This window comes from Mesorhizobium sp. DxT (assembly GCF_058448885.1).
Genome location: NZ_JBZFLJ010000009.1, coordinates 12,510 through 38,745, shown reverse-complemented (window position 1 = coordinate 38,745; position 26,236 = coordinate 12,510). Strand labels below are relative to the sequence as shown.

Here is a 26,236-nt window from a genome sequence, read left to right as displayed (position 1 = left end):
CGCTGCCGACGGCGCAATCTGCCATCGGATGCGGCGGCGAGCAAGCCGTCGCATCCGGCCAAACCGACAGGCCTTGTCAGTCGTTGAGCAGGCCAATGATCTCGCGCACGCCCTTCATGGTGGCTTCCGCGATCACCTCGGCGCGTTCGGCACCGTCCCGCAGCACGCCGTCGACATAGGTCGTGTCGGCCGAGATGCGGCGCATTTCGGCTGCGATCGGTGCGAGCCTGTCGACGGCCAGATCGGCAAGCGCCGGCTTGAAGGCGGAGAACTGCTGCCCGCCGAATTCGGCGATCACAGCCTCGCGGGTCTTGTCGGCCAGCGCCGCATAGATGCCGACGAGGTTTTCGGCTTCCGGGCGTGCCTTCAGACCGTCGAGTTCGGACGGCAACGGCTCGGGATCGGTCTTGGCCTTCTTGATCTTCTTCGAGATGGCATCCGCGTCATCGGTCAGGTTGATGCGCGACAGATCCGACGGATCGGACTTCGACATCTTCTTGGAGCCGTCGCGCAGGCTCATCACGCGCGTGGCCGGCCCCTCGATCAGCGGTTCGGTCAGCGGGAAGAAGCCATTGACGGTTTCCTCGCCGACTTCCATCTCCACACCAAGGCCGAGATCACCGATCTTGGCGGAGAAGTCGTTGTTGAACTTGGCGGCGATGTCGCGCGTCAGCTCCAGATGCTGCTTCTGGTCGTCGCCCACCGGCACGTGCGTGGCGCGATAGACGAGAATGTCCGCGGCCATCAGGCTCGGATAGGCGAGAAGGCCGAGCGATGCGTTCTCGCGGTCCTTGCCGGCCTTGTCCTTGAACTGGGTCATGCGGTTCATCCAGCCGATGCGGGCGACGCAGTTGAAGACCCAGGCGAGCTCGGCGTGCTGACGCACGCGGCTCTGGTTGAAGACGATGTGCTTCGTCGGGTCGATGCCGGCCGCCAGGAAGGCCGCGGTGATCGAACGTGTCTGGCCGGGCAGGTCGTCATGGACGAGCTGCGCGGTGATCGAATGCAGGTCGACGACGCAATAGATGCAGTCGTGGCTTTCCTGCAGCGCGACGAATTTGCGGATCGCACCGAGATAGTTGCCGAGATGCAGGTTTCCGGTCGGTTGAACGCCGGAGAAGACAAGGGGCTTGAAGCTGCTCATGGTGGTGTCCGGGGCTGGTGGAGGGCCTCGTTTCTGGCGAGGGCGTAAGATCGCGTGGCGCTTATGGCGGATGGAAGCCTAGGGATCAAGGGGCGTGGCGGAAGCCTTACCGGCTGGCTTGCGCCGCCGCCTGAGGACGCCAAGGAGCTGGCCTTTGTCCACCGCACCGGTGGCGATGACGATCGCGAAATAGATCACCGCAGCAATGCCGATCACGGCCAGCACCGCACCCAGGCGCACCAGCAGCGACGGAGCCGCCAGCCAAGCGGCAAAAAGATAATCGAGCACGAGCACTGCGACACCCATGGCAGCACTGGCCAGCACGATCATCGCCACACGCCGCAGCGTCGTCGCCGACGGACGGAAATCCCCGCGTTGCCACAGGACGGCGGCCAGCAGCGCGAAATTCAGCCAGGCCGAGATCGAAGTGGCGACCGCGATGCCGACATGGCCGTAGAAAGGGAACAGGAGCAGGCTCGCCGCGATGTTCACGACGACGGCGATTGCCGAGAACCACATCGGGCTCTTCATGTCGAGCCGTGCGAAATAGGCCGGTGAGAAGACCTTTATCAGCACATAGGCAGGCAGCCCGACCGCGAACGCGGAGAGTGCGGCCGCGGTCAGCGCGGTGGTCTCGGCCGTGAAGGCACCCCGTTCGTAGAGGAGGTTGACCAGCGGCCCGGCGAAGAGCACGAAGCCCACCGCCGACGGCAGGGTCAACCCGAGCGCGAATTCCAGCGAGCGGTTCTGAAGGTGCTGCGCATCCTCATGGTCGCCGGCCTTCAACGCTCGGGCCAGTTCGGGCAGCAGCACGACGCCGACCGCAATGCCGATGATGCCTAGCGGAAGCTGGTTGATGCGGTCGGCATAGTTGAGCAGCGAAATCGCTCCTTCCTGCGCGGACGCGATCATCTGGCCCACCAGCAGATTGATCTGGGTGACGCCGCCGGTCAACAGCGCTGGCCCCATCAGCACGAGCAGCCGCTTCACCGCAGGCGTGAAGACAGGCAGGCGCAGGCTCAGTGAAAATCCCTGCCGCCGCACGCCCCAGAGCAGGAAGAAAAGCTGCGCGATACCCGATGCGAAAACGCCCCACGACATCCATAGACCCGTGCGGCGCGCTCCGATGTCGGCATAGAGGCCGATGGCAAGAACGCCGATCAGGATGAGGTTGAGCAGGACGGGCACGAAGGCGGCGACGAAATAGCGTCGCATCGAATTGAGGATGCCCGACAGCATCGCCACCAGCGACATGCAGAACAGATACGGGAACATGATCCGAGTCATCGCCACGGTCAGGTCGAACTTGTCGGGATCCTCCGTGAACCCTGGCGCGATGACCCATGCGACCAGCAGCGGCATGAACAGCATCGCCAGCGCCGAGAGCAGCAGAAGCCACGTGACGAGCACGGCGAGCACCTGTTCGGCAAAGCGCCGCGCGGCATCCTCGCCGCCGCCTTCCAGCTCCTTGGCGAAGAGCGGAATGAAGGCGGTGTTGAACGCACCCTCGGCGAAAAGCCGACGGAAGAGGTTCGGAAAGCGAAATGCCGCGTAGAATGCATCGGCCACAGGCCCGGCGCCGAGTGCCGCTCCGATCAGCGCCTCGCGCACGAAGCCGGCGACACGGCTGATGGAAGTCGCGCCGCCGACGGTGGCGAATTTCTTCACAAGGCTCATTGAGAAATGGTCCCCAAAGGCCCGCAGGCCATCGCCATGCGCGCTCGACCGCGCAGTCTCACTCGGCTGCCGCCTTCGATGCCGACCCGGTGCTGCGACCGTTGCCGTTGCGCGCCGTGTCGCTGCCGTCCATCACGGCAATAAGCCGCTTGCGGATATTGTCCTGGCGCGTCGGATTCTCGATCTTCTGCCCTGTCAGGTCGGTGACATAGAAGGTGTCGATGACCTTTTCGCCGAAGGTGGTGATGTGTGCGGAAGCGATGTCCAGCGACAGATCGGAGATCGCGCCGGTGATTTCCGACAGCAGGCCGGGACGGTCCAGCCCCTTGACCTCGACGACCGAGAAGCGGTTCGACAGGGTGTTGCGCACTTCCGCGCGCGGCTGCACCCGGAACGTCTTTGCCCCACGCCGTGGCTTGGTACGCTTCTCGATCATCTCGGGCAGCCAGCTCTTGCCGGACAGCACGTCCTCGATTAGCCGCCCCACCCGCTGCGCGCGCCGGCGCTCGTCCTCATCCATGTCGAACTCTCGCGAGATCAGGATGGTGTCGAGCGCCCGGCCGTCTGCCGTGGTGAAAATCTGCGCGTCGACGATATTGGCGCCCGCTGCCGCGCATGCACCCGCGATCACCGAAAGCAGGCGCGGATGGTCCGGCGACAGCACCGTGATCTCGGTCACCGCCTCGAACTGGTGCGTGCGCACCATCGTCGCCAGCCGCCGCGACGCAGCGTCGGTCTCACGGATAAAGCCGGCATGGCGTACCTGGTCTTCGAGATCGACCGTCAGCAGATAGTTGTCGTAATGCAGGCCGAGATAGCGCTTGCGCTCCTTCTCGGGCCAGTCCGCAAGCGCCTCATCGAGCACGGCGCGGGCTTCCAGCGCGCGCTTGGCGCGGGTGACCTCCGAGAAGCCGCCGGTCAGTTGCAGCTCGGTCTCGTAGTAGAGCGTGCGCAGGAGCTGCCCCTTCCAGCCGTTCCACACGCCGGGCCCGACGCCGCGGATGTCGCAGACGGTCAGCACCAGAAGAAGCTTCAGCCGCTCTACCGACTGCACGACGTCGGCGAAATCCTGGATCGTCTTGCGGTCGTTGAGGTCGCGGGTCTGCGCCGTCATCGACATGACGAGATGGTTCTCGATCAGCCATGCAATGGTTTCGGTATCGGCTTTGGAAAAGCCCATATGCGGGCACAACCTGCGCGCAATGCGGGCGCCGGCTTCCGAGTGGTCCTCCGGCCGCCCCTTGGCGATGTCGTGGAACAGCACGGCGACGTAAAGAATGTCGCGCAGCGGCCGCAGCGCCGGCATCAGCGAATGCGACAGCGGATGCACGGCCTCGGCGTCACCATGCTCGATCTCGGCGAGAACACCCACGCAGCGGATCAGATGCTCGTCGACGGTGTAGTGGTGGTACATGTTGAACTGCATCATCGCCACGATCTTGTTGAAATCGGGGATGAGCTTGCCGAGCAGGCCGGCCTCGTTCATGCGCCTGAGATTGAGCTCCGGATTGCGGCCGGAGGTGAGCACATCCATGAAAAGTCGGTTGGCTTCCTCGTTGCGCCGCAGGTTGCGGTCCACAAGCTTGAGCGAGCGGGTCAAAAGTTTCAGCGCGTCGGGGTGAAATTCGAGGCCGTGCTTGTCGGCCAGCCAGAACAGCCGCAGCAGATTGACCGGGTCGCGCTCGAACACCTGCTCGTCTGCGATGTTGATGCGGTGATTGTCGACGATGAAGTCGCTGCTGCCGGCGAGCTTGCGCTTGCGCCGGGAGAAATTCAGGAAGATGCGGTTGAAGCCGGGCACATGCTTGGCCTGCTCCTCCTCGAGCGCCGCGCAGAAGATGCGCGTCAGGTCGCCCACCGTCTTGGCGGTGAGGAAGTAGTGTTTCATGAACCGCTCGACGGCGGAAAGGCCGGGATGGCTGGTATAGCCCAGGCGCTCGGCTATCTCGCGCTGAATGTCGAAATGCAGTCGCTCCTCGGCGCGCCCGGTCAGGAAGTGCATGTGGCAGCGCACAGCCCAGAGGAAATCCTCTGCCTTGCGGAACTGCAGGAACTCCTTGCGCGTGAACACGCCCTTACCGACCAGCTCTTCGGCGGTCGGCACGCGGTAATAATATTTGCCGATCCAGAACAGGGTGTGCAGATCACGCAGGCCGCCCTTGCCTTCCTTGACATTGGGCTCGACCAGATAGCGGCTTTCGCCGCCCTTGGCGTGCCGCTCGTCGCGCTCGGCGAGCTTCGCCTGCACATATTCCGGACCCGTGTCCTTGACGACTTCCGCATCGAACCGGGCAACCAGCGTCTCGTAGATAGCCTCGTCGCCGCTGACGAAGCGTGCTTCCAGGATCGAGGTGCGGATGGTCACGTCGGTACGCGACAGGCGCATGCACTCGTCAAGATTGCGGGTTGCATGGCCGACCTTGAGGCCGAGGTCCCAAAGCACGTAGAGGATGTATTCGACGATCTGCTCGCCCCAGGGCGTCTGCTTGTAGGGCAACACGAAAAGCAGGTCGATGTCGGAGCCCGGCGCCAGCGTTCCGCGCCCGTATCCGCCGACCGCCACCACCGCCATGCGCTCGGCCGCCGATGGGTTGCGGGTATGGTAGACGTGATCGACGGCGAATGCATAAAGAGCGCGGATCACCTCGTCCATCAGGTGCGACAGTCGCGCCGCGCAGGCCGTTCCGCCCCCGTCGACCATCAGCATCGCCTCGGCCCGCGCACGGGCCTCGGCGACGCGCTCCTTCAGGAGACGGATCAAGGCCGGTCGCGCGCCGGCGGCATCCGCCTTCGCCAGCGCAATCATCTCATCGAGCAGCGCGCGGCCGTCGATGATCTCGTCCAGTTTGAGAGGAACTTTCGCCATGCCCACCGGTCTTGCCGCAATCGCGCGGTCTATAGCGCGAAATTTGCGCCTTGTGTATGGCGCTGTTGCGGCTAGGCCGCGACGACACCCAGACCGGCCTTGCGTTTGCGCTCCGCCAGCGAGACCGGCTGTGGGGTCATGAACGCCACGAACGCCGCGATGTCGAGCGGCCGCGAAATGAAATAGCCCTGCACGAAGTCGACACGCGCCTGCATGCCGCGCAGCAGCGCCAGCCTTTCGGCCGTCTCCACGCCTTCGACGACCATCACCCGGCCCGTCGCCTCGATCATTTCCACGGCGTGGCGCAGCATCTTGGCCATTACCGTATTGTCGGGTGCCATTGCGAAGGCACGGTCGAGCTTGACGCCGTCGACGGACAGGGCGGCCAGATTCTGCATGTTCGAATAGCCGGTGCCGAAGTCGTCGATATAGGTCTTGATGCCCAGCCGGCGCAGCGCCTCGATTTCCCGTTGGGCGTTCGGCGGGATCTCGTCGCTTTCGATGATCTCCAGCACCACGTCGAAGCGATCCGGCTGCGACGTGAAGCCAGAGAAGATGCGGGCCAGGCTGTCGCTGTCCAGATCGCAGGGGAAGATGTTGAAGTTGACCTGCAGCCGCTTGCCCGCAGGCAGGTGCTCGGAAAGCTCGTCACAGGCGCGCTGGGCAACCAGCTCGGTGAAGCGCCGCGTCATGTCGTGACGCTCGATGATATCGAGGAAGCGATCCGGGAAGACGACGCGGTCATCAATATCGCGCCAGCGAGCGAGCACCTCGCAGCCCGTGATCTCGCCCGTGTCGAGTTCCATCACGGGCTGGTAGGCGCAGACGATGGATTTCGCATCGAGGTGGCGACGGAAACGTGCCTCGAACGACCAGTACCGCGCGATCAGCGCATTTACCTGCAAGGCGGCGAGCGTGGCGACAATCGCCGCAGCCAGAAGCGCCAGCGCGACAAGGCCCTTGTATTGCGCGAGAAGTGCACGCAGGTCACCCTCGACGACGACGCAATGCATGCCGCCTGCGTCGCAGGAGATCACGCGCGTCGTGCCGTCGGCGAGGCTGCCGCCATCTGCAATCAATCGCGTGTAGATGCCCGGTCGACCGCTGCGGTGCCACCAGCTCCCGTCGTCGGCCAGCAGTATCGCCTCCATCGACATCCAGTCCGGCCCATCGAACCCGGCATCCTGCGGTGGAACGATCGCAGCGAAGGGTTCACTTAGTGCAATCGTTCCACGCTCGCCGGTGAGTCCCAAGAAGCTCAGATCGAGATCGACCCACATCGCGATTCCGCGCTCGCCCTGCCGGCCAATGTCCGGCTCTCCGAGATCCACAGCACCGTCAAACGCGGCAATATTCGCAGAACAGCGCGCCCGACCGCCCGGCGCATAAAGGAACTCGTTGAGACTGTCAGGCAGATACGCGATGCGCCGCAATTGTTCCTGGAAAGCCGGAGAACAGGGTTCAGCCGTCAGGTTGGCGTGCATGGTGTCGAAGGTGGAAAGCAGGTTTGTACGCAGCCGGACGAAATGATCCGCCGTGGAACGCGCTTCGTACGTCATCGCCCTTCCGGCCTGATCCAGCGCAAACCAGCCGATCACAGCCACCACCGCCGCAAAGGCGGCGAGCCAGACGATTAGCGAAATCACCCGCCTGTGCGCCGCCGATATGAAGACGCTGACAAATCTTGCCATTGAACGGCCCCCCATTCATCCGTCACTAGGCCATGAAATGCTCAAGCGAGAGTTAATGAAACGACGCCGCAACGTAAGCTTTGCATCGTTGCAGGAGGTGCGGCGCATCAACTGCGTGCGGCGAGTTCCTTGAGCCTGTAAAGCGCCTCCAGGGCCTCGCGCGGCGTCATTTCGTCGGGGTGCAGGCTCTCCATCGCATCGGCCACTGCACCGCCACCCGCCGGCTTTGGAGCCTCGCGTTTTGCAGCAACCGAAAACAGCGGCAGATCGTCGACGAGGCGGGCCGCCTTGCCGGACGTTTCACCTTCCTCCAGTTGACGAAGCACCTCTCGCGCACGCTCGACCACCGCGTCCGGCAGGCCGGCAAGGCGCGCGACCTGCACACCGTAGGACCGGTCGGCCGCGCCCATGCCCACTTCGTGCAGGAAGACGACGTCGCCCTCCCACTCCTTGACCCGCATCGTCACATTGTGCAGCCGGGAGAGCTTTTCGGCCAGCGCGGTCATTTCGTGGAAGTGGGTGGCAAAGATCGCGCGGCAGCGGTTCTTTTCGTGCAGATATTCGACCGCCGCCCAGGCGATGGAAAGGCCGTCGAACGTGGCCGTGCCACGGCCGATCTCGTCGAGAATGACCAGCGCGCGGTCACCAGCCTGATTGAGGATCGCGGCCGTCTCCACCATCTCCACCATGAAGGTGGAACGGCCGCGCGCCAGATCGTCCGAGGCGCCGACTCTGCTGAACAGCCGGTCCACGATCCCGATATGCGCCGCGGCCGCGGGAACAAAGAAGCCCATTTGCGCGAGGATCGCGATCAGCGCGTTCTGACGCAGAAATGTGGACTTACCGCCCATGTTGGGGCCGGTCAGCAGCCATATCGCGCCGTGCTTCGCATCGCCCTCTGGCGACAGGTCGCAATCGTTGGCAACGAACGGATCGGCCAGTTGCCGGCGGAGCGCCTGTTCGACCACAGGGTGACGGCCACCGTCGATGTGGAACGAAAGGCCGTCGTCGACGACCGGGCGACAGTAGTTTTCCGAAGCGGCCAGCACCGCCGCTGCGGCGGCCACGTCGATTTCGGAGAGTGCCGCGGCACCGGCGCGGATTGCCTCGGCATGCGAGACCACTTCCTCCAGCAACGCGTCGAAGACCGACAGCTCGATCTGCAGCGCCCGGTCGGCCGCGTTGGCGATCTTGGTTTCCAGCCCGGCCAGTTCGGTCGTGGTGAAACGCATGGCGTTCGCCATCGTCTGGCGGTGGATGAACCGCGCCTTCGCAGCATCCGTGCCGTTCATCACCTCCGCGTGGTTGGCCGTCACCTCGATATAGTAGCCGAGCACGTTGTTGTGCCGGATCTTGAGCGAGCGGATGCCGGTTTCCTCGGCAAGGTCGCGCTCCATGCCCGCAATCACCCGGCGCGACTGGTCGCGCAACGCGCGCATCTCGTCGAGTTCGGCATTGTAGCCGGCGCGCACGAAGCCGCCGTCGCGCCGCAGCAGGGGCAGTTCCTCGGCAAGCGCCCGGTCGAGATGGGACGAAAGATCGGCGGGCAGTGTCGAGAGCGCGTCGCACGCGTTCTTCAGCCCGTCCGGCAGCATCGCCGCCGACACAGCTTCCAGCACCTGGCGTGCCGCTTCCAGTCCCGCGCGCAATGCGCCGAGGTCGCGCGGACCGCCGCGCCTGAGCGCCAGCCGCGACAGGGCGCGCGGCATGTCCGGCGCACCCTTGAGGACTGCCCGCAGAGCCTCGCAAAGCCGCGTCTCGGCAGACAGGAACGAAACACAATCCAGCCGCCGGTTGATCTCTGCGGGGTCGGTCAGCGGCGCGGTAAGCCTTTCGGCCAAAAGCCGCGCGCCGCCTCCGGTGACGGTACGGTCGATAGCTTTGAGCAGAGAGCCGTCGCGGTTGCCGGACAGCGTGCGCGTCAGTTCCAGATTGGCGCGCGTTGCCGCGTCGATGAAGAGGCTCGATCCGCTCTCCTCGCGTTCGGGCCGTGCCAGCGGCGGACGCTCCGAAATCTGCGTCTTTTCGACATAGGCTATCGCGCCGGAGATGGCCGCGAGTTCGGCGCGGGAAAACTGGCCGAAGCTCTCGGGCGTCGCGACGCCGTAGAAGCGCGCGATGCGGCCCGATGCGGCGGCCGAATCGAACAGGGCCGCCGGCTGTGGATTGGCCACACGGCCAAGCACATCGAACACCGCGCGCAGTTCGGGATCGTGATAGATCGGGTCGGCAACGATCAATTCGCGCGGATCTACGCGCAATATGTCCGCGAGCAGCCGGTCGGCCGCGCTTTCCGCCACCTTGAACGAACCTGTCGAGATGTCGATCCAGGCAAGCGCGTAGCCGTCTCCGTTGCCGGATGCGCTGCCGCCCTGCCCCTTCACGCGGCCAAGCGTCATCATGTAGTTGGCTTCCGAGGGCGCCAGAAGCTTTTCCTCGGTGATTGTGCCCGGTGTGACGAGGCGCACGACGTCGCGGCGCACCACCGACTTCGAACCGCGCTTCTTCGCCTCGGCAGGGTCTTCCACCTGCTCGCAGACCGCGACCCGATGGCCCTGCGCGATCAGCTTCTGCAGATAATCGTCCGCCGCGTGCACCGGCACGCCGCACATCGGGATATCCTCGCCCTGGTGCTTGCCGCGCTTGGTGAGCGTGATGCCGAGCGCCCGGCTGGCGATCTCGGCGTCCTGGAAAAACAGCTCGTAGAAGTCGCCCATCCGATAGAACAGCAGCGAATCCTGGTTCGCCGCCTTGATCTCGATGAACTGCTCCATCATCGGTGTCGCGCCCGCCGTCGACAGGACGGGCGGTGTCGGCGCGGCGCCGGCGGTGCGGATGGGCGTTTCGTCGTTCAACGGCGGATTGCCTTCTGGAGGAAGCGGTTTTCCTGCTTGGCGATTCACGGCGGCCAAGTGTAGCCTTAATCGATGCGGCTCGGCAAAACTCCACAAGAACGAGCCATCCGGGGAAGGAAACAGACACCATCATGCCGTTGAAAGACAAGTCCACGGAGGGCGGCCCCTCCGTCAGCCCTCAGGAAGCGCTCGATTTCCATGCCTCGGGACGACCGGGCAAGCTCGAGATTAACCCGACCAAGCCGATGGCGACCCAGCGCGACCTGTCGCTGGCCTATTCGCCGGGCGTCGCGGTTCCGGTCAAGGCGATCGCGGAAGACCCGAGCAGGGCGTTCGACTACACGACGCGCGGCAACATGGTCGCGGTGATCTCCAACGGCACCGCCATTCTCGGCCTCGGCAATCTCGGCGCGCTCGCCTCCAAGCCGGTGATGGAAGGCAAGGCGGTGCTGTTCAAGCGCTTTGCCGACGTCGATTCGATCGATCTGGAGGTCGATACGCAGGACGTCGAGGAGTTCATCAACTGCGTGCGCTTCCTTGGCCCCTCCTTCGGCGGCATCAACCTGGAGGACATCAAGGCGCCGGACTGCTTCATCATCGAGCAGCGCCTGCGGGAAGTGATGGATATCCCGGTCTTCCATGATGACCAGCACGGCACGGCGATCATCGCGGCCGCCGGCCTCATCAACGCGCTGGAGATCACCGGACGCGACATGAAGACGGCGACGCTGGTGTGCAACGGGGCGGGCTCGGCCGGCATCGCCTGCGTCGAACTCGTCAAGTCGATGGGCTTCTCCCCGCAGAACGTCATTCTCTGCGACACCAAGGGCGTGGTCTATCAGGGTCGCAAGGAAGGCATGAACCAGTGGAAGTCGGCGCATGCGGTCAAGACCGACAAGCGCACGCTTGCCGAGGCGATGGATGGCGCCGACATCGTCTTCGGCCTGTCGGCACAGGGCGCGTTCTCGAACGCCATGATCCAGTCGATGGCCAAGAACCCGATCATCTTCGCCATGGCCAATCCCGATCCCGAGATCACGCCGGAGGAAGTCGCCGAAATCCGCACCGACGCCATCATGGCAACCGGCCGTTCGGACTATCCGAACCAGGTGAACAACGTGCTCGGCTTTCCCTACATCTTCCGCGGCGCGCTGGATGTGCGGGCAACCACCATCAACGACGAGATGAAGGTCGCGGCAGCGCAGGCGCTCGCGGCGCTTGCCCGCGAGGACGTGCCCGACGACGTGGCCGCGGCCTACCAGGGCAACCGGCCGAAATTCGGCGCCAACTACATCATCCCCGTGCCGTTCGATCCCCGCCTCATCTCGGCGATCCCGGCGGCCGTGGCCCGCGCGGCGATGGATTCGGGCGTGGCGCGGCGGCCGATCCTCGACATCGAGAAATACAAGCAGGAGCTTTCGGCGCGCCGCGACCCGATCGCCTCGACGCTGCAACGCATCTACGATCGCGTGCGCCGCCAGCCCAAGCGTGTCGTCTTCGCCGAGGGCGAGGAAGAGCAGGTAATGCGCGCGGCAGTTTCCTACGTGAACCAGAAGCTCGGCACCGCGATTCTCGTCGGACGCGACGACCAGATCCGGGAGACGGCCCGGCACGCAGGCGTCGACCTCGACCGGCCGGGCATCGAGATCATCAACGCGCGGCTCTCGCGCCGCAACGCGGTCTATGCCGACCACCTTTACGAGCGGATGCAGCGGAAAGGCTTCCTCTTCCGCGACTGCCAGCGGCTCATCAACAACGACCGCAACCACTTCGCCGCCTGCATGCTGGCGCTGGGCGATGCCGATGCGGTGGTGACCGGCGTGACGCGCAATTATTCGACGGCGCTCGAAGACATCCGCCGCGTGATCGATGCCAAGCCGGGCCATCGCGTCATCGGCGCGTCGGTGGCGCTGTGCCGTGGTCGCACCGTCATCGTCGCCGATACCGCCGTCCATGACATGCCGGATTCCCTGGAGATCGCCGACATCGCCGAGGAAGCGGCCGGCTTCGCCAGGCGCATGGGCTACGAGCCACGTGTTGCGCTTCTGGCCTATTCCACCTTCGGCCATCCGCAAGGCGAGCGCTCGGCGCGCGTTCAGGAAGCGGTGCGCATCCTCGACAAGAGGCGCGTCGATTTCGAGTATGACGGCGAGATGGCCGCGGACGTGGCGCTCAACCCGACCCTGATGCGGCAATATCCGTTCTGCCGGCTCTCCGGACCCGCGAACGTGCTGGTCATGCCCGCGTTCCACTCGGCATCCATCTCCACCAAGATGCTTCAGGAACTCGGCGGCTCGACCGTCATCGGCCCAATGCTGGTCGGCCTCAACAAGCCGGTCCAGATCGTATCGCTGAATGCCAAGGACTCCGATATCGTCAACATGGCGGCCATCTCCGCCTACAGTGCGGGGACGTAAGGCGAACGGAACCGAGGCTGCGATTTCGAGTTTCCACCTTGCCGCGATCAAGTGGGCGATGGGGATAAGGGTGACGACATGCTGATCGCAGCATCGGCCTTGACGGTATTTCTCGCTGTCTCGACGATATTGCCGTTTCTGCCGCTGGCGCACGGCATCGTGCGGGTCGGCGACTTTCCCCGCCAGCAATTGCTTGCGACGGCGCTGTTGGTCGTCGCGGCTTCCCTGCTGCTTGGCGCCGAGGGCACGGCATGGCGCGTCATCCAGATCGTGCTCCTGGCCGTCGCCGTCGTGCAGGCATGGTTCATCCTGCCCTTCACACCGATCTGGCGCCGGCAGTCCGCCGATTTCGACCCGGCCACCGACAAGGGCGAGGCGCTAAAGCTTCTGGCCAGCAATGTTAAGATGTCGAACGACAGGTTCGGCGAGCTGGAAAGCGAGATCCGAAAATGGGATCCCGACATCTTCGTGCTGATGGAGGTCGACCAGCGCTGGCGCGATGCCCTTTCGAAGCTTCTTTCAAGCTATCCGACGGTCGTCGACCAGACGCAGGACAATTCCTACGGCATGATCCTGGCGTCGAAATTCGCGCTATCCGACACGGTCGTCGAATGCCTGCTCACCGACGGCGTCCCGTCCATCGTGACCACGGTGACTATGCCGGAAGGGCAGCGCTTTCGGCTTTACTCGATCCACCCGGAACCGCCGGTCCCGCATCGCGGCACCGAGGGGCGGGACGGCGAGACCGCCCTGGTAGCGCTGAGGGTCAAGGACGAGACGCTGCCCGTACTCGTCACCGGCGACCTCAACGACGTCGCCTGGTCGGGAACGACCGAACGCTTCCGCCGGATAAGCCGGCTTCTCGATCCACGTATCGGCCGCAAGGTGTTTTCCACTTTCGACGCACGTTTCCCGCTCATTCGCTGGCCGCTCGACCATCTCTTTCACTCGGCCGAGTTCCGGCTAAAGGCCATGCACCGGCTGCCGGCCTGCGGGTCGGATCACTTCCCGGTTCTTTTCGAACTCGTCCTGTGTCCGGACGAAGACGCAGAATCGGAACCCGAACAGGCGAATGGCGACGATCTGTCCCGCGCCCGCGAGCTGGTAGGCGAAGCGAAGAAGCGCGACGAAGACGCGATCGGGACGGACTGGGAGGGGTGAGTCAGCCCGACCTCAGGCGGCGAAACGCTGCGCCTCGGCCCCGTAATAGTTGATGTAGCGCGCCGAGATCGTCTCGACCGGCAGGACGATGAAGACATCCGTCGTCCCGAAATCGTGATCGATCACGCAACCGTCTCCGATCTTTGCGCCGAGCCGCAGATAGCCCTTGATGAGCGGCGGCATGGCGGCGAGCGCCGAGCGCGCGTTCACCGCCTCAGTCGGCATCAGGTCCATCGGATGGTGGCGTCTTGCCACCGCCGGCACGCGCCAGGCGCCATCCGCGCTGCAATTATGCGCGAGAAAGGACAGCGCCTCGGCATGCGCCGCAGGCACCGTGCCATGGAACGAGGCGCAGCCCGTCATCACGCCGATGTCGTAGTGGTTCACATAAGCCCAGATGCCCTGCCACAGCAGTTCGATCGTGCGCTTTGAGCGGTAGTCCGGCAGCACGCAGGAACGGCCGAGCTCCAGGAAGCGCAGGTTCGGATGGCGCGATACCAGGCCGTCGAGCTCGAACTCGTCGCTCGAATAGAAGCCGCCGGCAGCAAAGGCGCATTCCTGGCGCAGCAGCCGGTAGGTACCGACGATCCGGCGATGGTCCGGACCATCGAGCGACATATCGAAAACCAGCAGATGGTCGCAAACATCGTCGAAGCGGTCGGCGTCGCGGCGGTCCTGCATGCCCGCGACATCGGCGCGGTTGCCGAGTTCCTCCCGGAAAACGCGATAGCGCACTTCCTGGGCAGCCTCGATCTCGGCGGGACTGCTTGCAAGGCGCACGATCATCGTGCCGATCCGCCCCAGCGGCTCACCAGCCAGCAAGGTACGGCCCTTGGGCCCCTGCCCGACAAGGCAATTGCTTGCAGCACGTTCGGTCATTGCATCCTGCATGGCTGATTCTCCTCGCCGCAGCCACTGATCTGTCGTGGCTATAGGGATAGACTGCAACAGGACTGTGACCTATTTCCACCCCGAGGTGGCTACCGCCGCTTCAATTAGCCGGCACTCAAGCTCTGGAATGGCTCTCGACGGCATCCGCCATGCTCACAGGATCGACCGGCTTTGTGAGGAAACCGGTGGCCCCGTGTGCAATGACGCCATGACGCGTCTTTTCCTGACTGTCGGCTGAAAGCACGAGGATCGGCACGGCGGGAAGCCCTTTCGCCTCCTCGTGCTTGCGAATGTGGGCTATGGCGTCCAGCCCGTCCATCACCGGCATATGAAGGTCCATCAGCACGATGTCGTAGAGGTGCGCGCTGCGTGGCGCGGTCAGCGCCTCGACGGCCGCCTTGCCGTTGCGCACGACCTCGACGCGGTGGCCCGCCTTTTCCAGTGCGGAGCGCGCCAGCAGGGCGTTGATCTCGTTGTCCTCGGCGATGAGGATGTTGCGCGAGCGCGATGCCCGGGCGCGTTGACGGCCGCCGCCATCGACCGCGCCACCGGGTCCGGCAGACCTGGACGGTGATGCGAGAAGGACGCGCAGCAGCGTTTCGCCGCGCACCGGCCGGGCCAGAAACGTGTTGTATCCGCTCGCCCGGTATTCGGCGAGCTGGCCGCGATCCGTCGGTGCAATCAGCGTGATGGCTTCCGCCGGGCTGACGCCCGCCTTCTGCAATCTCCTGAGCAGCCGGCCATCGACACGCTCCAGCGACGCATCCACCAGGACGACATTATAGCCCTGGCCATGAGCGCGCGCAGCCGCTGCCGCCTCCTCCGCAGTGCGGGCGATTTCAGCCAGCCCGCCATGCGCGGTTATCGTACGCGCGATCCCTTCGGCCTCCATCAGATTGCTCGATATGACGATCGCACGGCAGTCCGCGAGCGCGCCTTCAAATTCCATCGGCCGTTCCACGGCATCCAGGACGGGCAGAAAGATGGTGAACTTGGACCCCTCGCCCGGCTCGCCATCGACGGCGATGGAGCCACCCATCGCCTCGACGATGCGCCGTGAGATCGCCAGGCCTAGGCCCGCGCCACCGTGCTGTCGGGTCGACGTTCCGTCCCCCTGTTCGAACTCGTCGAAAATGCGGTCGATGTCCTTCTTCTGAAGCCCGGGGCCTGTGTCGGCCACGGAAATGCGTAGCCGCCGCCCAGGCTCCGTGTCGTAAATGTCCACGCTGACCAGCACGCCGCCGGCTTCCGTGAACTTGACGGCGTTGCCAACGACATTGAGCAGCACCTGCCGCAGACGGCCTGGATCGGCGGAGACGAGTTCGGGAACGGCCGGGGCGACATGGCAGCCGAGCCCTATGCCCTTACCATAGGCACGGGGCGCCAACAGTTCGACCACGTTCTCCACCAGTTCACGCGGGCTTACCGGCTGCGGCTCCATATCGAAACGGCCGACCTCGATTTTCGAATAGTCGAGCAGGTCCTCGATCAGCGCCAGAAGCGCGGAAGCCGACGTGGATACCGCTGCAACGTAGGTCTGCTGCTCCGGTATCAGCTTCGTGTCGGCCAGCAGCTTGGCCATGCCCATGATGCCGTTCATCGGCGTGCGGATCTCGTGGCTGACGGTAGCCAGGAAGCGCGACTTCGCCTGGTTCGCAGACTCGGCGCGTTCGCGCGCATTGATGAGCGCCGTCTCGGCGCGCTTGCGAGCCGTGATGTCGCGGGCAATGGCCCGGTGCGATACCGCGTTGTTTTCCTTGTCGCGCACCGAAAGCTCGATCCACGAGAACCAGCGTATGCCCGCCTCGGTTCGTATCGCCACATCGGCCGAGCTCAGGCACTCACCGTCGGCGAAGGCGCCGTCCGGCACCACGCCGATGTCGATGCCGAGTTCCAGAAGCTTTCGACCCACGAGCGCGTCGGGTTTGCAGCCGAGCACGTCGGAAAGAACGCGGTTGGCGTAGAGGATGCGCCCCTCGCGGTCGCGATGAACGACGATGTCACCCAGCGCGTCGATCAGCCCGTGAAAGTGTTCCTCGCTCTCCTGAAGCTCCCACATGCGGTCGGCGAGGCTTTCGATTTCCTCGCGGCTGCGGTTGACATTCTCGTCCAGCAGCGACGTCAGCCGGTTCTCCTTGCGCAACTCGAGGATCTGCATCACCAGCGCCGCGAAGCTGATGAGGAGAAGCCCGCCGGTGACGATGAGGGAGGAACCGGTGAGATGAGCGATACCGGCAAGCGACAGCAAAGCCGCCACAAGCGCCCGCCGTCCCAGCGACCGACGCTTCGGCGCCTGAGGCGCATCCGGCGCCAGCGGCGGCGGGCTGACGCGCAGGCGCGCAGGCGCCGACACCTTTTCTGGCTCCGCTTCCGCTGCCGTCTCGAACTGGTTGTGCTCCACCGTCATCGTCGTGGACGATAGCGAAGAAGGCTTAGGGAAGCTTTTGGCCGTTCGCTACAATTTTAGCGAGCGGTGCGCCCCTACATCTCGATGACCAGACGGCCCCTCACCTTGCCCGCCACGATGTCGTGGGCGGCATTGACGAGGGCGTCGAACGGCATCAGCGTCGACAGGGCCGTCAGCTTGCCGTGGTCGAGGTCCTGTTCGATGCGGCGCCAGGCCTCCAGGCGGATGTCGCGAGGGGCCATCACGGAATCGACGCCCAACAGGGAAACGCCCCTCAGGATGAACGGCGCAACGCTACCCGGCAGGTCCATCCCGCCGGCAAGGCCGCAGGCCGCCACCGCGCCGCCATAAGCCGTCATCGACAGCACGTTGGCCAGCGTATTGCTGCCCACCGCATCGATGCCGCCCGCCCAACGCTCCTTGCCGAGCGGTTTTGCCGGCGCTTCCAGTTCCTCGCGGGCGATGACTTCGGCTGCGCCCAGTTCCTTCAGGAAGCCGGCTTCCGCAGGCCGCCCCGTGGAAGCGATGACGTGATAACCGAGCTTTGAGAGCACCGACACGGCCACCGAACCGACGCCGCCGGCAGCACCCGTGACGACGACCGGCCCACGTTCCGGCGTGATGCCGTGCCGCTCCAGCGCCATAACGCACAGCATTGCCGTGTAGCCTGCCGTACCGACGGCCATCGCGTCGACCGGCGTCATGGCGGCAGGCAGCGGCACCAGCCACTCGCCCTTGACCCGCGCGCGCCCGGCAAAGGCGCCATGATGCGTTTCGCCGACGCCCCAGCCGTTGAGAATGACGCGATCGCCGACCTTCCATTGCGCGTTATCGGACGCAATCACCGTTCCCGCGAAATCGATACCGGGGACAAGCGGCCAGCGGCGGATGACGGGCGCCTTGCCGGTGATCGCCAGCCCGTCCTTGTAGTTGACGGTGGTTGCCTCCACGGCGACCGTCACGTCGCCGTCCATCAGCTCGTCCTCGCTGAGTTCCACCATGTCGACGGACTGGGTCTTGTTCTCGTCGCGCGAGACGAGCAGCGCCTTGAACGTGTCGGACATGATGGCTTCCTCCCGGTGGCTGTTTCGGACGACTGTGGGGTGGCGTCGCGCGGAGGTCAACAGCACCTTTTATTGCGCGCTGCTGCCCCGCGACCGCCGCCAGACGATGAACTCCTGGAGGATCACCAGCGCCGCGCCCACGGAGATGAAGGCATCGGCCAGATTGAAGATCGCAAAGGACCAGGTCGGCAGATGGAAGAGCACGTAGTCGATCACATAGCCGTGCCAGACCCGATCGATCAGGTTGCCCAGCGCGCCGCCGACAATGAGCGCGAAACCGAGACGGGCGAGGCGGTGGTCCTCGTCGGTGCGTAGTGCAATCCACGTCACGACGCCAACCACACCCAGCGTCAGCACGATGAGTGCGACACCGCTCAGGTCGGAAAACATCGAAAAGGCGATGCCGGTATTGTGCGTGCGGAACAGCGCCAGGAACGGCAGCACTTCGACCTGCACATGCATGGCCAGCTCCGTCTCGACCAGATATTTGATGCACTGGTCGATGACCACCGCCAGGATGACGACGGCGGCGTAAAATCCCCGGCTGTTGAAGCTCAATTCTCGTCCTTTCCAACCACCGGCAGGGCGTGCCTGCGAATTTCATAGAGCGCAACGCCGGTGGCCACCGCAAGGTTCAGTGAATCCGCGCGCCCAGCCTGCGGAATACGGATCAGCGCGTCGCACGCGGCCGCCAGTTCATCCGGCAGCCCCTGCTGCTCGTTGCCCATCACCAGCACGACCGGCCCTTGCGCATAGTCGACCGTGCGATAGTCGACCGATCCCTTCAGATGGGTTCCGACGAAGGTCGCCTGGACGCCCTTGCGCCAGGCCAGGAATGCCTCCACGCCGGCCCTTGCGACGGGGACCGCGAAGACCGAGCCCATCGTGGCGCGCACCGTTTCCACAGAGAACGGATCGGTCGTCTCGCCGACCAGAATGACGCCTTTGGCGCCCACCGCATCGGCCGTGCGGATCACCGTGCCGAGATTGCCGGGATCGCGCACGCGGTCCAGCGCGATCCAGACATCGCAGTCAGCGGGGCGGATGTCCTTGAGCGCGGCCCAGCGCTGCTGGAACACGCCGACAACCATTTGCGGGTTGTCGCGACGGGTGATGGCGCCCAGCACCTTCTCGCTTGCTTCCAGCACGAGGCCGCCGGCGGCAACCGTGCGCGCGGCGATCTTCTCCACCGTAGGGTTGCCGCGCTGCGCCTTGGCGAAGACCAGCGTACGGATCGTCCAGCCGAGATCGAACGCGTCGATCACCAGCTTCAGCCCTTCGGCCATGAAGGCGTTCTGCTGGTCGCGGAACTTCTTCATCGCCAGGGCGCGGATATCCTTGACGATGGGGTTCGAAAGGCTGGTGACTTCCTTGACCTGCCCGACACGCCGGTTGTCGCTCATCCCGCCACCCACCGTGAAAACAGCGAGGTCGAGAGCGCGCGGCCGGCGGATTTCTCGCGGATCACCAGTTCGCCCGACTGAACCTCACCGCCCATGCCCGCAAACGTATCGCGCATCAGCGCGTGGATCGCGAAGAACGACGCGCGGATCGAATAGGCCGTCAGCACCACCGCCAGCGGCTTCGCCGACAGGATTTCGCGGCAGATGTCAGCCATGACCGGAAGATCGTCGAAAAGCTGCCAGACCTCGCCCTTCGGCCCGCGCCCGTAGGCGGGCGGGTCGAAGAGGATGATGTCGTAACGGTTGCCGCGGCGCTCCTCGCGCTCGACGAACTTCATTGCATCTTCGCAGATCCAGCGGATCGGCTTGTCGGCCAGCCTTGCAAGCTGCTGGTTCTCGCGCGCCCACCCGATCGCCTTCTTGGATGCGTCGACATGGGTGACCTCCGCGCCCGCACGCGCGGCGACCAACGATGCGAGACCCGTATAGCCGAACAGATTGAGCACTTTCACCGGCCGGCCCGCCTTGCGGATCAGCGCCTCCATGTGGCTCCAGTGCGAACCCTGTTCGGGAAACACGCCGACGTGTCGGAAGGATGTGAAACGGCCAAGATAGTCGATGCCGTCATGCTTCATCGGCCAGGTCTCGCCGAGCGGGTCCCTCGGAAAACGCCAGCGCCCCATGCCTTCCTCGTCGGTATCGCCGGTGAAGACGGCATCGGCCTTGGCCCATTCGGAAGGCGGCAGCGCCGGCTGCCAGATCGCCTGACCTTCCGGGCGCTCGATCACATATGGGCCGTACTGCTCGAGCTTGCGGCCGCTGCCCGAATCCAGCAGCGCATAGTCGGCACCGGGCTCCACCTCGAGGATCAGCGGCAGCGTCTCGGCCGGCAACGGACCGGGCCTGCGCGCCAGCGGACGCCTGGCGGGCGCTTCCTCGCGCACAGCCTGCCTGCGGCCGTCGGCAGCCTGCGAGCCCCGGCCGGGGCGTTTGTCGCGGCGCTTGTCTCGCGAAGCTGTCAAGGAAAGGGTCTCCGCATCTTGTCGCCCGCTTTTGGCACAGGGTCATCCGCCTCGCAACAGAGCGTGGCGGGGTGCGGTCTCCTGACACGTTTGAGCGGAGCCATCTCCTATCATGTGCGAATAGAAAGGAGACACATCTTGCCCAATCTCATCATTCTTTATGTCGAAAACCCCACCGCCAGCGCCGCCTTTTACGGCAAACTTCTGGACCGCGAGCCGGTGTTCGCCGTGCCGACCTATGTGTCGTTCGACCTTGGCTCGGGCTTCATGCTGGGACTTCTGTCGAAATCGTCGCCCGCGGCGGTATCCGACAAAGGCTTCGAATTCGCCTTTCTGGCGGACGGTCCCGAAGCCGTGGACCAGGAGCACCAGCGCTGGCGGGACGCCGGCATCGATGCGGCGCAGCCATTCGACGCCCAGTTCGGCCGCACCTTCACCGCACCGGACCCGGACGGCAACCTCCTGCGGGTCTGCCTGGCCGACTAGCCCTTCGATCCCTCATAGACGGCAATGCCCGCCGCGAGGTCTTCCAGCGCGGCGCCGACCGACTTGAACAGCGTGATCTCGTCGGCGCCTTGCCGTCCCGGCTTCTCGCCGCGGGTCAGTTCGAACAGGTCGGCGACTATGCCTTCATGCGTGAGGGCGCCCGAGGCTACCGCCTGCACGATGTCGCCGGCCTCCTTGGTGGCGCCTGCTCGCGTATCCACAAAGACGCGCGAGCGGCGGATCGCCTCGTCGTCGCTTTCACGCATGGTTGGCGTGAAAGCGCCTACCAGATCGAGATGCGTGCCGGGCGTCAGCAATTCGCCCCTCACCAGTGGCTCGGTGGATATGGTGGCGCAGGAGACGATGTCCGCCCAGCCGATGGCTTCGTCGAGATTTTCGGCTACGCTGGCGTTCAGCCCCGCCTCGCGCAAAGCAGCGGCCGCCTTGGCCGCATTCTCGGATGTACGGTTCCAGATCCTGATCTCGTCGATCGGCCGCACGGCCGAGTGAGCCTGCGCCAGAAACGGGCACAACGCGCCGGCGCCGACAACCAGCAGCTTTGATGCATCCTCGCGGGCGAGATAGCTGGCAGCAAGCGCGGAAGCGCAGGCCGTGCGCCATTGCGTGATACGTTGGCCGTCTATCAGCGCGCGGGGCTCGCCGGTCTTGCCGTCGACCAGGAGGTAGAGCCCCATCACGGCGGGTTTTCCGATCTGGTTGTTGTCGGGCGAAACGGTGACGATCTTGACACCGATATACCCACCATCGGAGGTGCCGGCTTTCTCGAAGTCGTTCCAGGCGGGCATCAGCAGCAGGGTCGATGCCGTACCGTCCGGCCGCTCGATCGTGTGGTGATGGCGCACAGGCTGCACCGCGCCGTCGCGAAAGGCCACGCGCAGCGTCTCTACGAGACCTGAAAAGCTAAGCGAGCGGTCGACGCCGTCGGCCGAGATCGTCAACATGTGTGAAACTCCTTCGAGGTCGCCGACAGGCGACGGGTCAGGCGCGCGGTGCCGGCAGCGCGGCCGCGCCGCTTTCGGGCTTGGCCGCTGGTTTCGGCGCGGCTGCGAGTTCAGCCTCGCGCCGACGCGCCAGCTTGCGGTAGTGACCCTGCCTGAACCAGGTCGCGACACTGCCGACGATCAGCCCGAGCGCAAGGGCGCCGAAAAGGTAGATGAACAGCGGCAACGTGACAGTCAGCCCCGGATTTCCGGGATTGAACGGGTCGAGCGTAAAATCGACCGGTGCCCGGTTGGCGACCGCAAGCGCCACAAGCACGATCGCCAGCGGAATGAAGACCACGACGGTCATGAAGCGGTTGAGCATGTGCATTTTGCCGCGCCGGCGCGGCCCCCGTTCAGAGTTAGTCGGAGTTGAGCCGCTCGCGCAGTTCCTTGCCGGTCTTGAAGAACGGCACCCACTTCTCCTCGACCTCGACCGATTCGCCGGTGCGTGGATTACGGCCGACGCGCGCGGGGCGATTCTTCACCGAGAACGCGCCGAAGCCGCGCAGTTCGACGCGATTGCCGGAGGCGAGCGCTTCGGAGATTTCGTCAAAGATCGCGTTCACGATGTTCTCCACGTCGCGGAGAAACAGATGCGGATTTCGGTTGGCGATGGTCTGCACGAGTTCAGACTTGATCATCGAAAAGCTTCCCCGCTGACAGCGTTGTTACCGTTTATGCAAGTGTTTTTGCTTGGTTTTTTCAGCCACCAAAGGCATCCCGGTCAGGTTGCCAGAGGGACAGCAGCCCGTCAAGGAACAAGCGGTCGGCGCCGATCTTGCGGGCAACGTCCGGCCCGAGGCTCTCCAGGCCGAGCAAAGTTCCGGCAGCTTGTGCGAGCGCCAGTGGCGAGAAGAAGCTGTCGCTTTCCGATGACTTCCATTCGATCACGGAGAGCTCGCCGTCCACGCCCTTGGACGCCAGCCATTCGACGGCTTGCTCCTCGCCGCCCAGCCCGTCGACGAGCTTGCGCTCCAGTGCCTGCCTGCCGGTGAAAATGGACCCGTCGGCGACGGCCAGCACCTCGGCGCGGCTGAGCGGGCGGCGCTCTTCCACGAGGCCCACGAACCAGTCGTAGCTGTCCATCACCAGCGCCCGCAGCATCGCGCGCTCTTCGTCGGTGGTCGGCGTAAACGGCGACGGCTCGGCCTTCAACGGCGAGGACTTCACGCCCTCGACCTTGACGCCGATCTTGGCCATCAGCTCGGAAACGTCGGGAAACTGCACCAGCACGCCGATCGAGCCGACGATGGAGGACTGCCTTGCGACGATATGGTCGGTGGCGCTGGCGATCATGTAGCCTGCGGACGCGGCAAGGGTGCCCACCTGGGCAACGACCGGCTTCTGCTCGGCGAGCTTGCGTACCGCCTCGTAGATCGCCTCGCCACCGACCGTCGTGCCGCCAGGAGAATCGATCGACAGGATCACGCCCTTGACGCTGTCGGCCTTCGCGATGCGTTCCAGCCGCTTGAGAAGCTCCTCGTCCTCGACGATCGTACCCTCGATCTTGACCTTGGCGATATGGTTTCCGCCCGTGCTGGCCAGCCGGTCGCGCATTGCCCAGGACGAAAGTGCTGCGACAGCGAGAACCACGATGACAAGCGCCGCCGCCCGCCAGAACGTCAGCTTGCGACGCAGCCGTCTGCGGTCGATGATGTCGTCTGCCCGATCTGCCATGACGTCCTCTCCGGGTTTGCCACTTATCCGCCGCCTGCGGACAGCTTTGTAGAACAAGCCGGCAAGGGTTAGAAGAGGCAGCTTGCCGCGCCCTCGGAGCGCCTCTGGGCGAACCCCCTTTTGCGGACGGCGCAAGGCGCCTATATTGTATGGTGCGCTGGTTTATCCAAAAATTACCATATTAGGATGTAACTCGCGTCGGCACGATCAGAACAGGTCGTCAGCTCCACTTCGGGAGCACTCTTAATTGCCTGCGGGATACGGCAGGCCAGTATCACCATCGCCCCTGATATCGGGTGCGCAATCAGATTTCGGACCAACGGGGTATGACCATTTCGTCAGCGCAACAGCCAACGGGCACGGCGCGTAGAACGGCCGCCACGCCTTCTGCGCAGGAGAGCCGCGTCGAAGAGGCGTTTTCGCGCGCGCGGCGGCATTCCGGGCGGGTGCGATTCCTCAAGCTGACCTTGCCGGTGGTTGCCGTGCTGATGGTCGCTGCGTTCGTGGCCAAATCCTGGCTGGCGACACCCGAGGGCGTTTCGGTCGAGCTCGGCTCGACCGCCATCGAAGGCGGCAGGCTGGTGATGTCGGATCCCAAGCTCGACGGCTTCACGCGCGACAATCGCCCGTACAACATGACGGCGGAACGCGCGATCCAGGACATCGGCAACGCCAGCAAGATCGACCTCGAAGGCATCGCAGCAAAGCTGCCGTTCGATGACGAGAACTGGGTGACGGTCGCAGCCAAGAGCGGCGTCCTCGACCGCGATTCGAACACGTTGGGGCTCAACAGCGACATCACCTTTACCACCGACACCGGAATTCACGCATTGCTGCGCTCGGCGGTCGTCGACATGGCCGCCGGCAAGCTTGAAACCAGCGATCCGGTCGATATTACGCTTGACGGCGCGCGCATCGAAGCCGATTCCATGCGCATCAGCGAAAAAGGCGCGGTGATGATCTTCGAGAACCGCGTGCGTATGGAAATTGACGCCAAGCGTCTGCAGACAGCGGCGAATGCCGAGGGGGAGACGGCCAATGGAGGGACGAATGAGAATTGACGGCCGTTCCCTGGTCGTGGCCGCATGCCTTGCATTGCTGCCCGCCGGCAATGCACTTGCGCAGGAAGCTGGCCGCCTGACGGGCCTGAAGCTCGACGGCGACAAGCCGATCCAGATCGAAAGCGACCATCTGGAAGTGCGCGAGAACGACGGCGTTGCCATCTTCACCGGCAATGTTTCGGTCGTGCAGGGGCCGACGCTGCTGCGCTCGGGCAAGATGACCGTGCATTACAACACCGAAGGCGGCTCCGCGACGACGGGCTCGGCCGACATCGACCGCCTCGAGGTCGAGGGCAAGGTTTACGTCAAGTCCGAGACCCAGGTTGCCACCGGTGACAGCGGCAGCTTCGACATGCGCTCCGAGGTACTGGTCCTTTCCGGCAAGGAAGTCGTGCTGACAGAGGGCGACAACGTCGTCGTCGGCTGCAAATTGACAGTGCAGATGTCGTCCGGCCTCGCGACCCTGGACGGCTGCGGCAAGCAGCAGGGGGGCAGCGGCGGTCGGGTCAAGATGCTGCTCAAGCCCGGTTCGCAGAACCGGTAGGGCGGCCAGACCATTTCATGGCCAAACCTGCGTCTTCTTTCATCCAGTCGCTGACAGACCGATTCGCCTCCAAAGGCGCTCCGGCGGTGCAGGTGCGCGCCGATCGCGAGCGCTTCAAGGGCACCATGATCGCGCGTGGCCTGACCAAGAGCTACAAGGGCCGCCAGGTCGTCAGCGGCGTGTCCTTCGGGGTGCGCGCCGGCGAGGCGGTCGGCCTGCTCGGACCGAACGGCGCCGGCAAGACCACCTGTTTCTACATGGTGACGGGGCTGGTGCCGGTCGATCAGGGCACGATCGAGATCGACGGTTACGACGTGACCTCGATGCCAATGTACCGGCGCGCGCGGCTGGGCATCGGCTACCTGCCGCAGGAAGCGTCGATCTTTCGTGGCCTTTCGGTTGAAAACAATATCCGCGCCATTCTCGAAGTGACCGAGAAGGGGCGCAAGGCCCGCGAGCACCGGCTCGACGAGCTGCTGGAGGAATTCCATATCGCGCACCTGCGCAAGGCGCCTTCAATCGCGCTTTCGGGCGGCGAGCGCCGGCGTCTGGAGATCGCCCGCGCGCTGGCCTCCAACCCCAATTTCATGCTGCTGGACGAACCTTTCGCGGGCGTCGACCCGATCGCGGTCTCCGACATCCAGCAGCTCGTGCGGCACCTGACCGCGCGCGGCATCGGTGTGCTGGTCACCGATCACAATGTGCGTGAAACGCTGGGGCTGGTTGAGCGCGCCTATATCATCCACGCAGGACAGGTGCTGACCCACGGCCTGCCCTCGGAAATCGTCGAGAACCCCGACGTGCGCCGGCTCTATCTCGGCGAAGCCTTTACGCTTTAGACACCTTCCAAGCCGTTTTTCCGCGAT

Annotated in this window: 21 protein-coding genes; 6 read left to right on the top strand and 15 right to left on the bottom strand. The window is 64.6% G+C overall.

Annotation, left to right across the window (positions count from 1 at the left end; genetic code table 11):
- Positions 1–76 precede the first annotated feature (76 nt).
- The 5 genes from trpS to mutS all read right to left on the bottom strand — a co-directional run bounded on the left by trpS (position 77) and on the right by mutS (position 10,155).
- A complete protein-coding gene (trpS, locus tag ACVJNE_RS17045) occupies positions 77–1,144 on the bottom strand; it encodes a tryptophan--tRNA ligase (protein WP_499567467.1) in 1,068 nt (355 codons plus the stop codon).
- A 78-nt stretch (positions 1,145–1,222) separates the two neighbouring features.
- Positions 1,223–2,821, bottom strand: a complete 1,599-nt coding sequence (gene murJ, locus ACVJNE_RS17040; protein WP_499567465.1) for a murein biosynthesis integral membrane protein MurJ — start codon at positions 2,819–2,821, stop codon at positions 1,223–1,225.
- Between the two features lie 58 nt (positions 2,822–2,879).
- On the bottom strand, positions 2,880–5,687 hold the full coding sequence (locus ACVJNE_RS17035; protein WP_499567463.1) for a [protein-PII] uridylyltransferase: 2,808 nt from the start codon (positions 5,685–5,687) through the stop codon (positions 2,880–2,882).
- Between the two features lie 71 nt (positions 5,688–5,758).
- Entirely contained in the window at positions 5,759–7,378 is a 1,620-nt protein-coding gene (locus tag ACVJNE_RS17030) for an EAL domain-containing protein (protein WP_499567461.1), read from the bottom strand.
- A 107-nt stretch (positions 7,379–7,485) separates the two neighbouring features.
- Positions 7,486–10,155 carry a DNA mismatch repair protein MutS gene (mutS, locus tag ACVJNE_RS17025; protein WP_499567780.1) on the bottom strand — a complete coding sequence of 890 codons (2,670 nt, stop codon included), beginning with the start codon at positions 10,153–10,155 and terminating at the stop codon, positions 7,486–7,488.
- A gap of 209 nt (positions 10,156–10,364) precedes the next feature.
- On the opposite strand from mutS, the gene ACVJNE_RS17020 reads away from it, so the two are divergent.
- Positions 10,365–12,650 carry an NADP-dependent malic enzyme gene (locus ACVJNE_RS17020; protein ID WP_368801889.1) on the top strand — a complete coding sequence of 762 codons (2,286 nt, stop codon included), beginning with the start codon at positions 10,365–10,367 and terminating at the stop codon, positions 12,648–12,650.
- Positions 12,651–12,728: 78 nt separating this feature from the next.
- Positions 12,729–13,811, top strand: a complete 1,083-nt coding sequence (locus tag ACVJNE_RS17015) for an endonuclease/exonuclease/phosphatase family protein (protein ID WP_499567459.1) — start codon at positions 12,729–12,731, stop codon at positions 13,809–13,811.
- A 12-nt stretch (positions 13,812–13,823) separates the two neighbouring features.
- On the opposite strand, the gene olsB is transcribed toward ACVJNE_RS17015, so the two are convergent.
- From olsB to ACVJNE_RS16985, 6 genes are all read right to left on the bottom strand, one after another.
- On the bottom strand, positions 13,824–14,702 hold the full coding sequence (olsB, locus tag ACVJNE_RS17010) for a l-ornithine N(alpha)-acyltransferase (protein ID WP_499567457.1): 879 nt from the start codon (positions 14,700–14,702) through the stop codon (positions 13,824–13,826).
- Positions 14,703–14,817: 115 nt separating this feature from the next.
- Positions 14,818–17,109, bottom strand: a complete 2,292-nt coding sequence (locus ACVJNE_RS17005; protein ID WP_499567455.1) for a response regulator — start codon at positions 17,107–17,109, stop codon at positions 14,818–14,820.
- A 74-nt stretch (positions 17,110–17,183) separates the two neighbouring features.
- Positions 17,184–18,173 (bottom strand): acrylyl-CoA reductase (NADPH), encoded by a 990-nt coding sequence (acuI, locus tag ACVJNE_RS17000; RefSeq protein ID WP_499567453.1) that lies wholly within the window; start codon positions 18,171–18,173, stop codon positions 17,184–17,186.
- A gap of 69 nt (positions 18,174–18,242) precedes the next feature.
- Positions 18,243–18,731 carry a signal peptidase II gene (gene lspA, locus ACVJNE_RS16995; RefSeq protein WP_499567451.1) on the bottom strand — a complete coding sequence of 163 codons (489 nt, stop codon included), beginning with the start codon at positions 18,729–18,731 and terminating at the stop codon, positions 18,243–18,245.
- A complete protein-coding gene (locus ACVJNE_RS16990) occupies positions 18,728–19,576 on the bottom strand; it encodes a TrmH family RNA methyltransferase (RefSeq protein ID WP_499567449.1) in 849 nt (282 codons plus the stop codon). The genes lspA and ACVJNE_RS16990 overlap by 4 nt, the downstream gene beginning before the upstream one ends.
- Entirely contained in the window at positions 19,573–20,598 is a 1,026-nt protein-coding gene (locus ACVJNE_RS16985) for an RsmD family RNA methyltransferase (RefSeq protein WP_499567447.1), read from the bottom strand. The genes ACVJNE_RS16990 and ACVJNE_RS16985 overlap by 4 nt, the downstream gene beginning before the upstream one ends.
- A gap of 138 nt (positions 20,599–20,736) precedes the next feature.
- Here ACVJNE_RS16985 and ACVJNE_RS16980 point away from each other — a divergent pair, with 138 nt between their 5' ends.
- The gene (locus ACVJNE_RS16980; RefSeq protein ID WP_499567445.1) at positions 20,737–21,084 is read left to right on the top strand and encodes a VOC family protein; all 348 of its coding nucleotides are present in this window, start codon (positions 20,737–20,739) and stop codon (positions 21,082–21,084) included.
- On the opposite strand, the gene lhpI is transcribed toward ACVJNE_RS16980, so the two are convergent.
- From lhpI to sppA, 4 genes are all read right to left on the bottom strand, one after another.
- Positions 21,081–22,046 (bottom strand): bifunctional Delta(1)-pyrroline-2-carboxylate/Delta(1)-piperideine-2-carboxylate reductase, encoded by a 966-nt coding sequence (gene lhpI / locus ACVJNE_RS16975; RefSeq protein ID WP_499567443.1) that lies wholly within the window; start codon positions 22,044–22,046, stop codon positions 21,081–21,083. The genes ACVJNE_RS16980 and lhpI overlap by 4 nt on opposite strands.
- Before the next feature lie 37 nt (positions 22,047–22,083).
- Positions 22,084–22,410 carry a LapA family protein gene (locus ACVJNE_RS16970; protein ID WP_499567778.1) on the bottom strand — a complete coding sequence of 109 codons (327 nt, stop codon included), beginning with the start codon at positions 22,408–22,410 and terminating at the stop codon, positions 22,084–22,086.
- Between the two features lie 37 nt (positions 22,411–22,447).
- Positions 22,448–22,729: an integration host factor subunit beta gene (locus tag ACVJNE_RS16965; RefSeq protein ID WP_173187741.1), complete on the bottom strand. Its 282-nt coding sequence runs from the start codon at positions 22,727–22,729 to the stop codon at positions 22,448–22,450.
- Between the two features lie 61 nt (positions 22,730–22,790).
- Positions 22,791–23,765, bottom strand: coding sequence for a signal peptide peptidase SppA (gene sppA / locus ACVJNE_RS16960; protein ID WP_499567441.1), 975 nt, complete (start codon positions 23,763–23,765; stop codon positions 22,791–22,793).
- Between the two features lie 326 nt (positions 23,766–24,091).
- Between sppA and lptC the strand changes: the two genes are divergently transcribed.
- The 3 genes from lptC to lptB all read left to right on the top strand — a co-directional run bounded on the left by lptC (position 24,092) and on the right by lptB (position 26,209).
- A complete protein-coding gene (lptC, locus tag ACVJNE_RS16955) occupies positions 24,092–24,826 on the top strand; it encodes an LPS export ABC transporter periplasmic protein LptC (protein WP_499567439.1) in 735 nt (244 codons plus the stop codon).
- Entirely contained in the window at positions 24,816–25,370 is a 555-nt protein-coding gene (locus ACVJNE_RS16950; RefSeq protein ID WP_499567437.1) for an LptA/OstA family protein, read from the top strand. The genes lptC and ACVJNE_RS16950 overlap by 11 nt, the downstream gene beginning before the upstream one ends.
- Before the next feature lie 125 nt (positions 25,371–25,495).
- Positions 25,496–26,209, top strand: coding sequence for an LPS export ABC transporter ATP-binding protein (gene lptB / locus ACVJNE_RS16945; protein ID WP_244648782.1), 714 nt, complete (start codon positions 25,496–25,498; stop codon positions 26,207–26,209).
- The last annotated feature ends 27 nt before the right edge of the window (positions 26,210–26,236 follow it).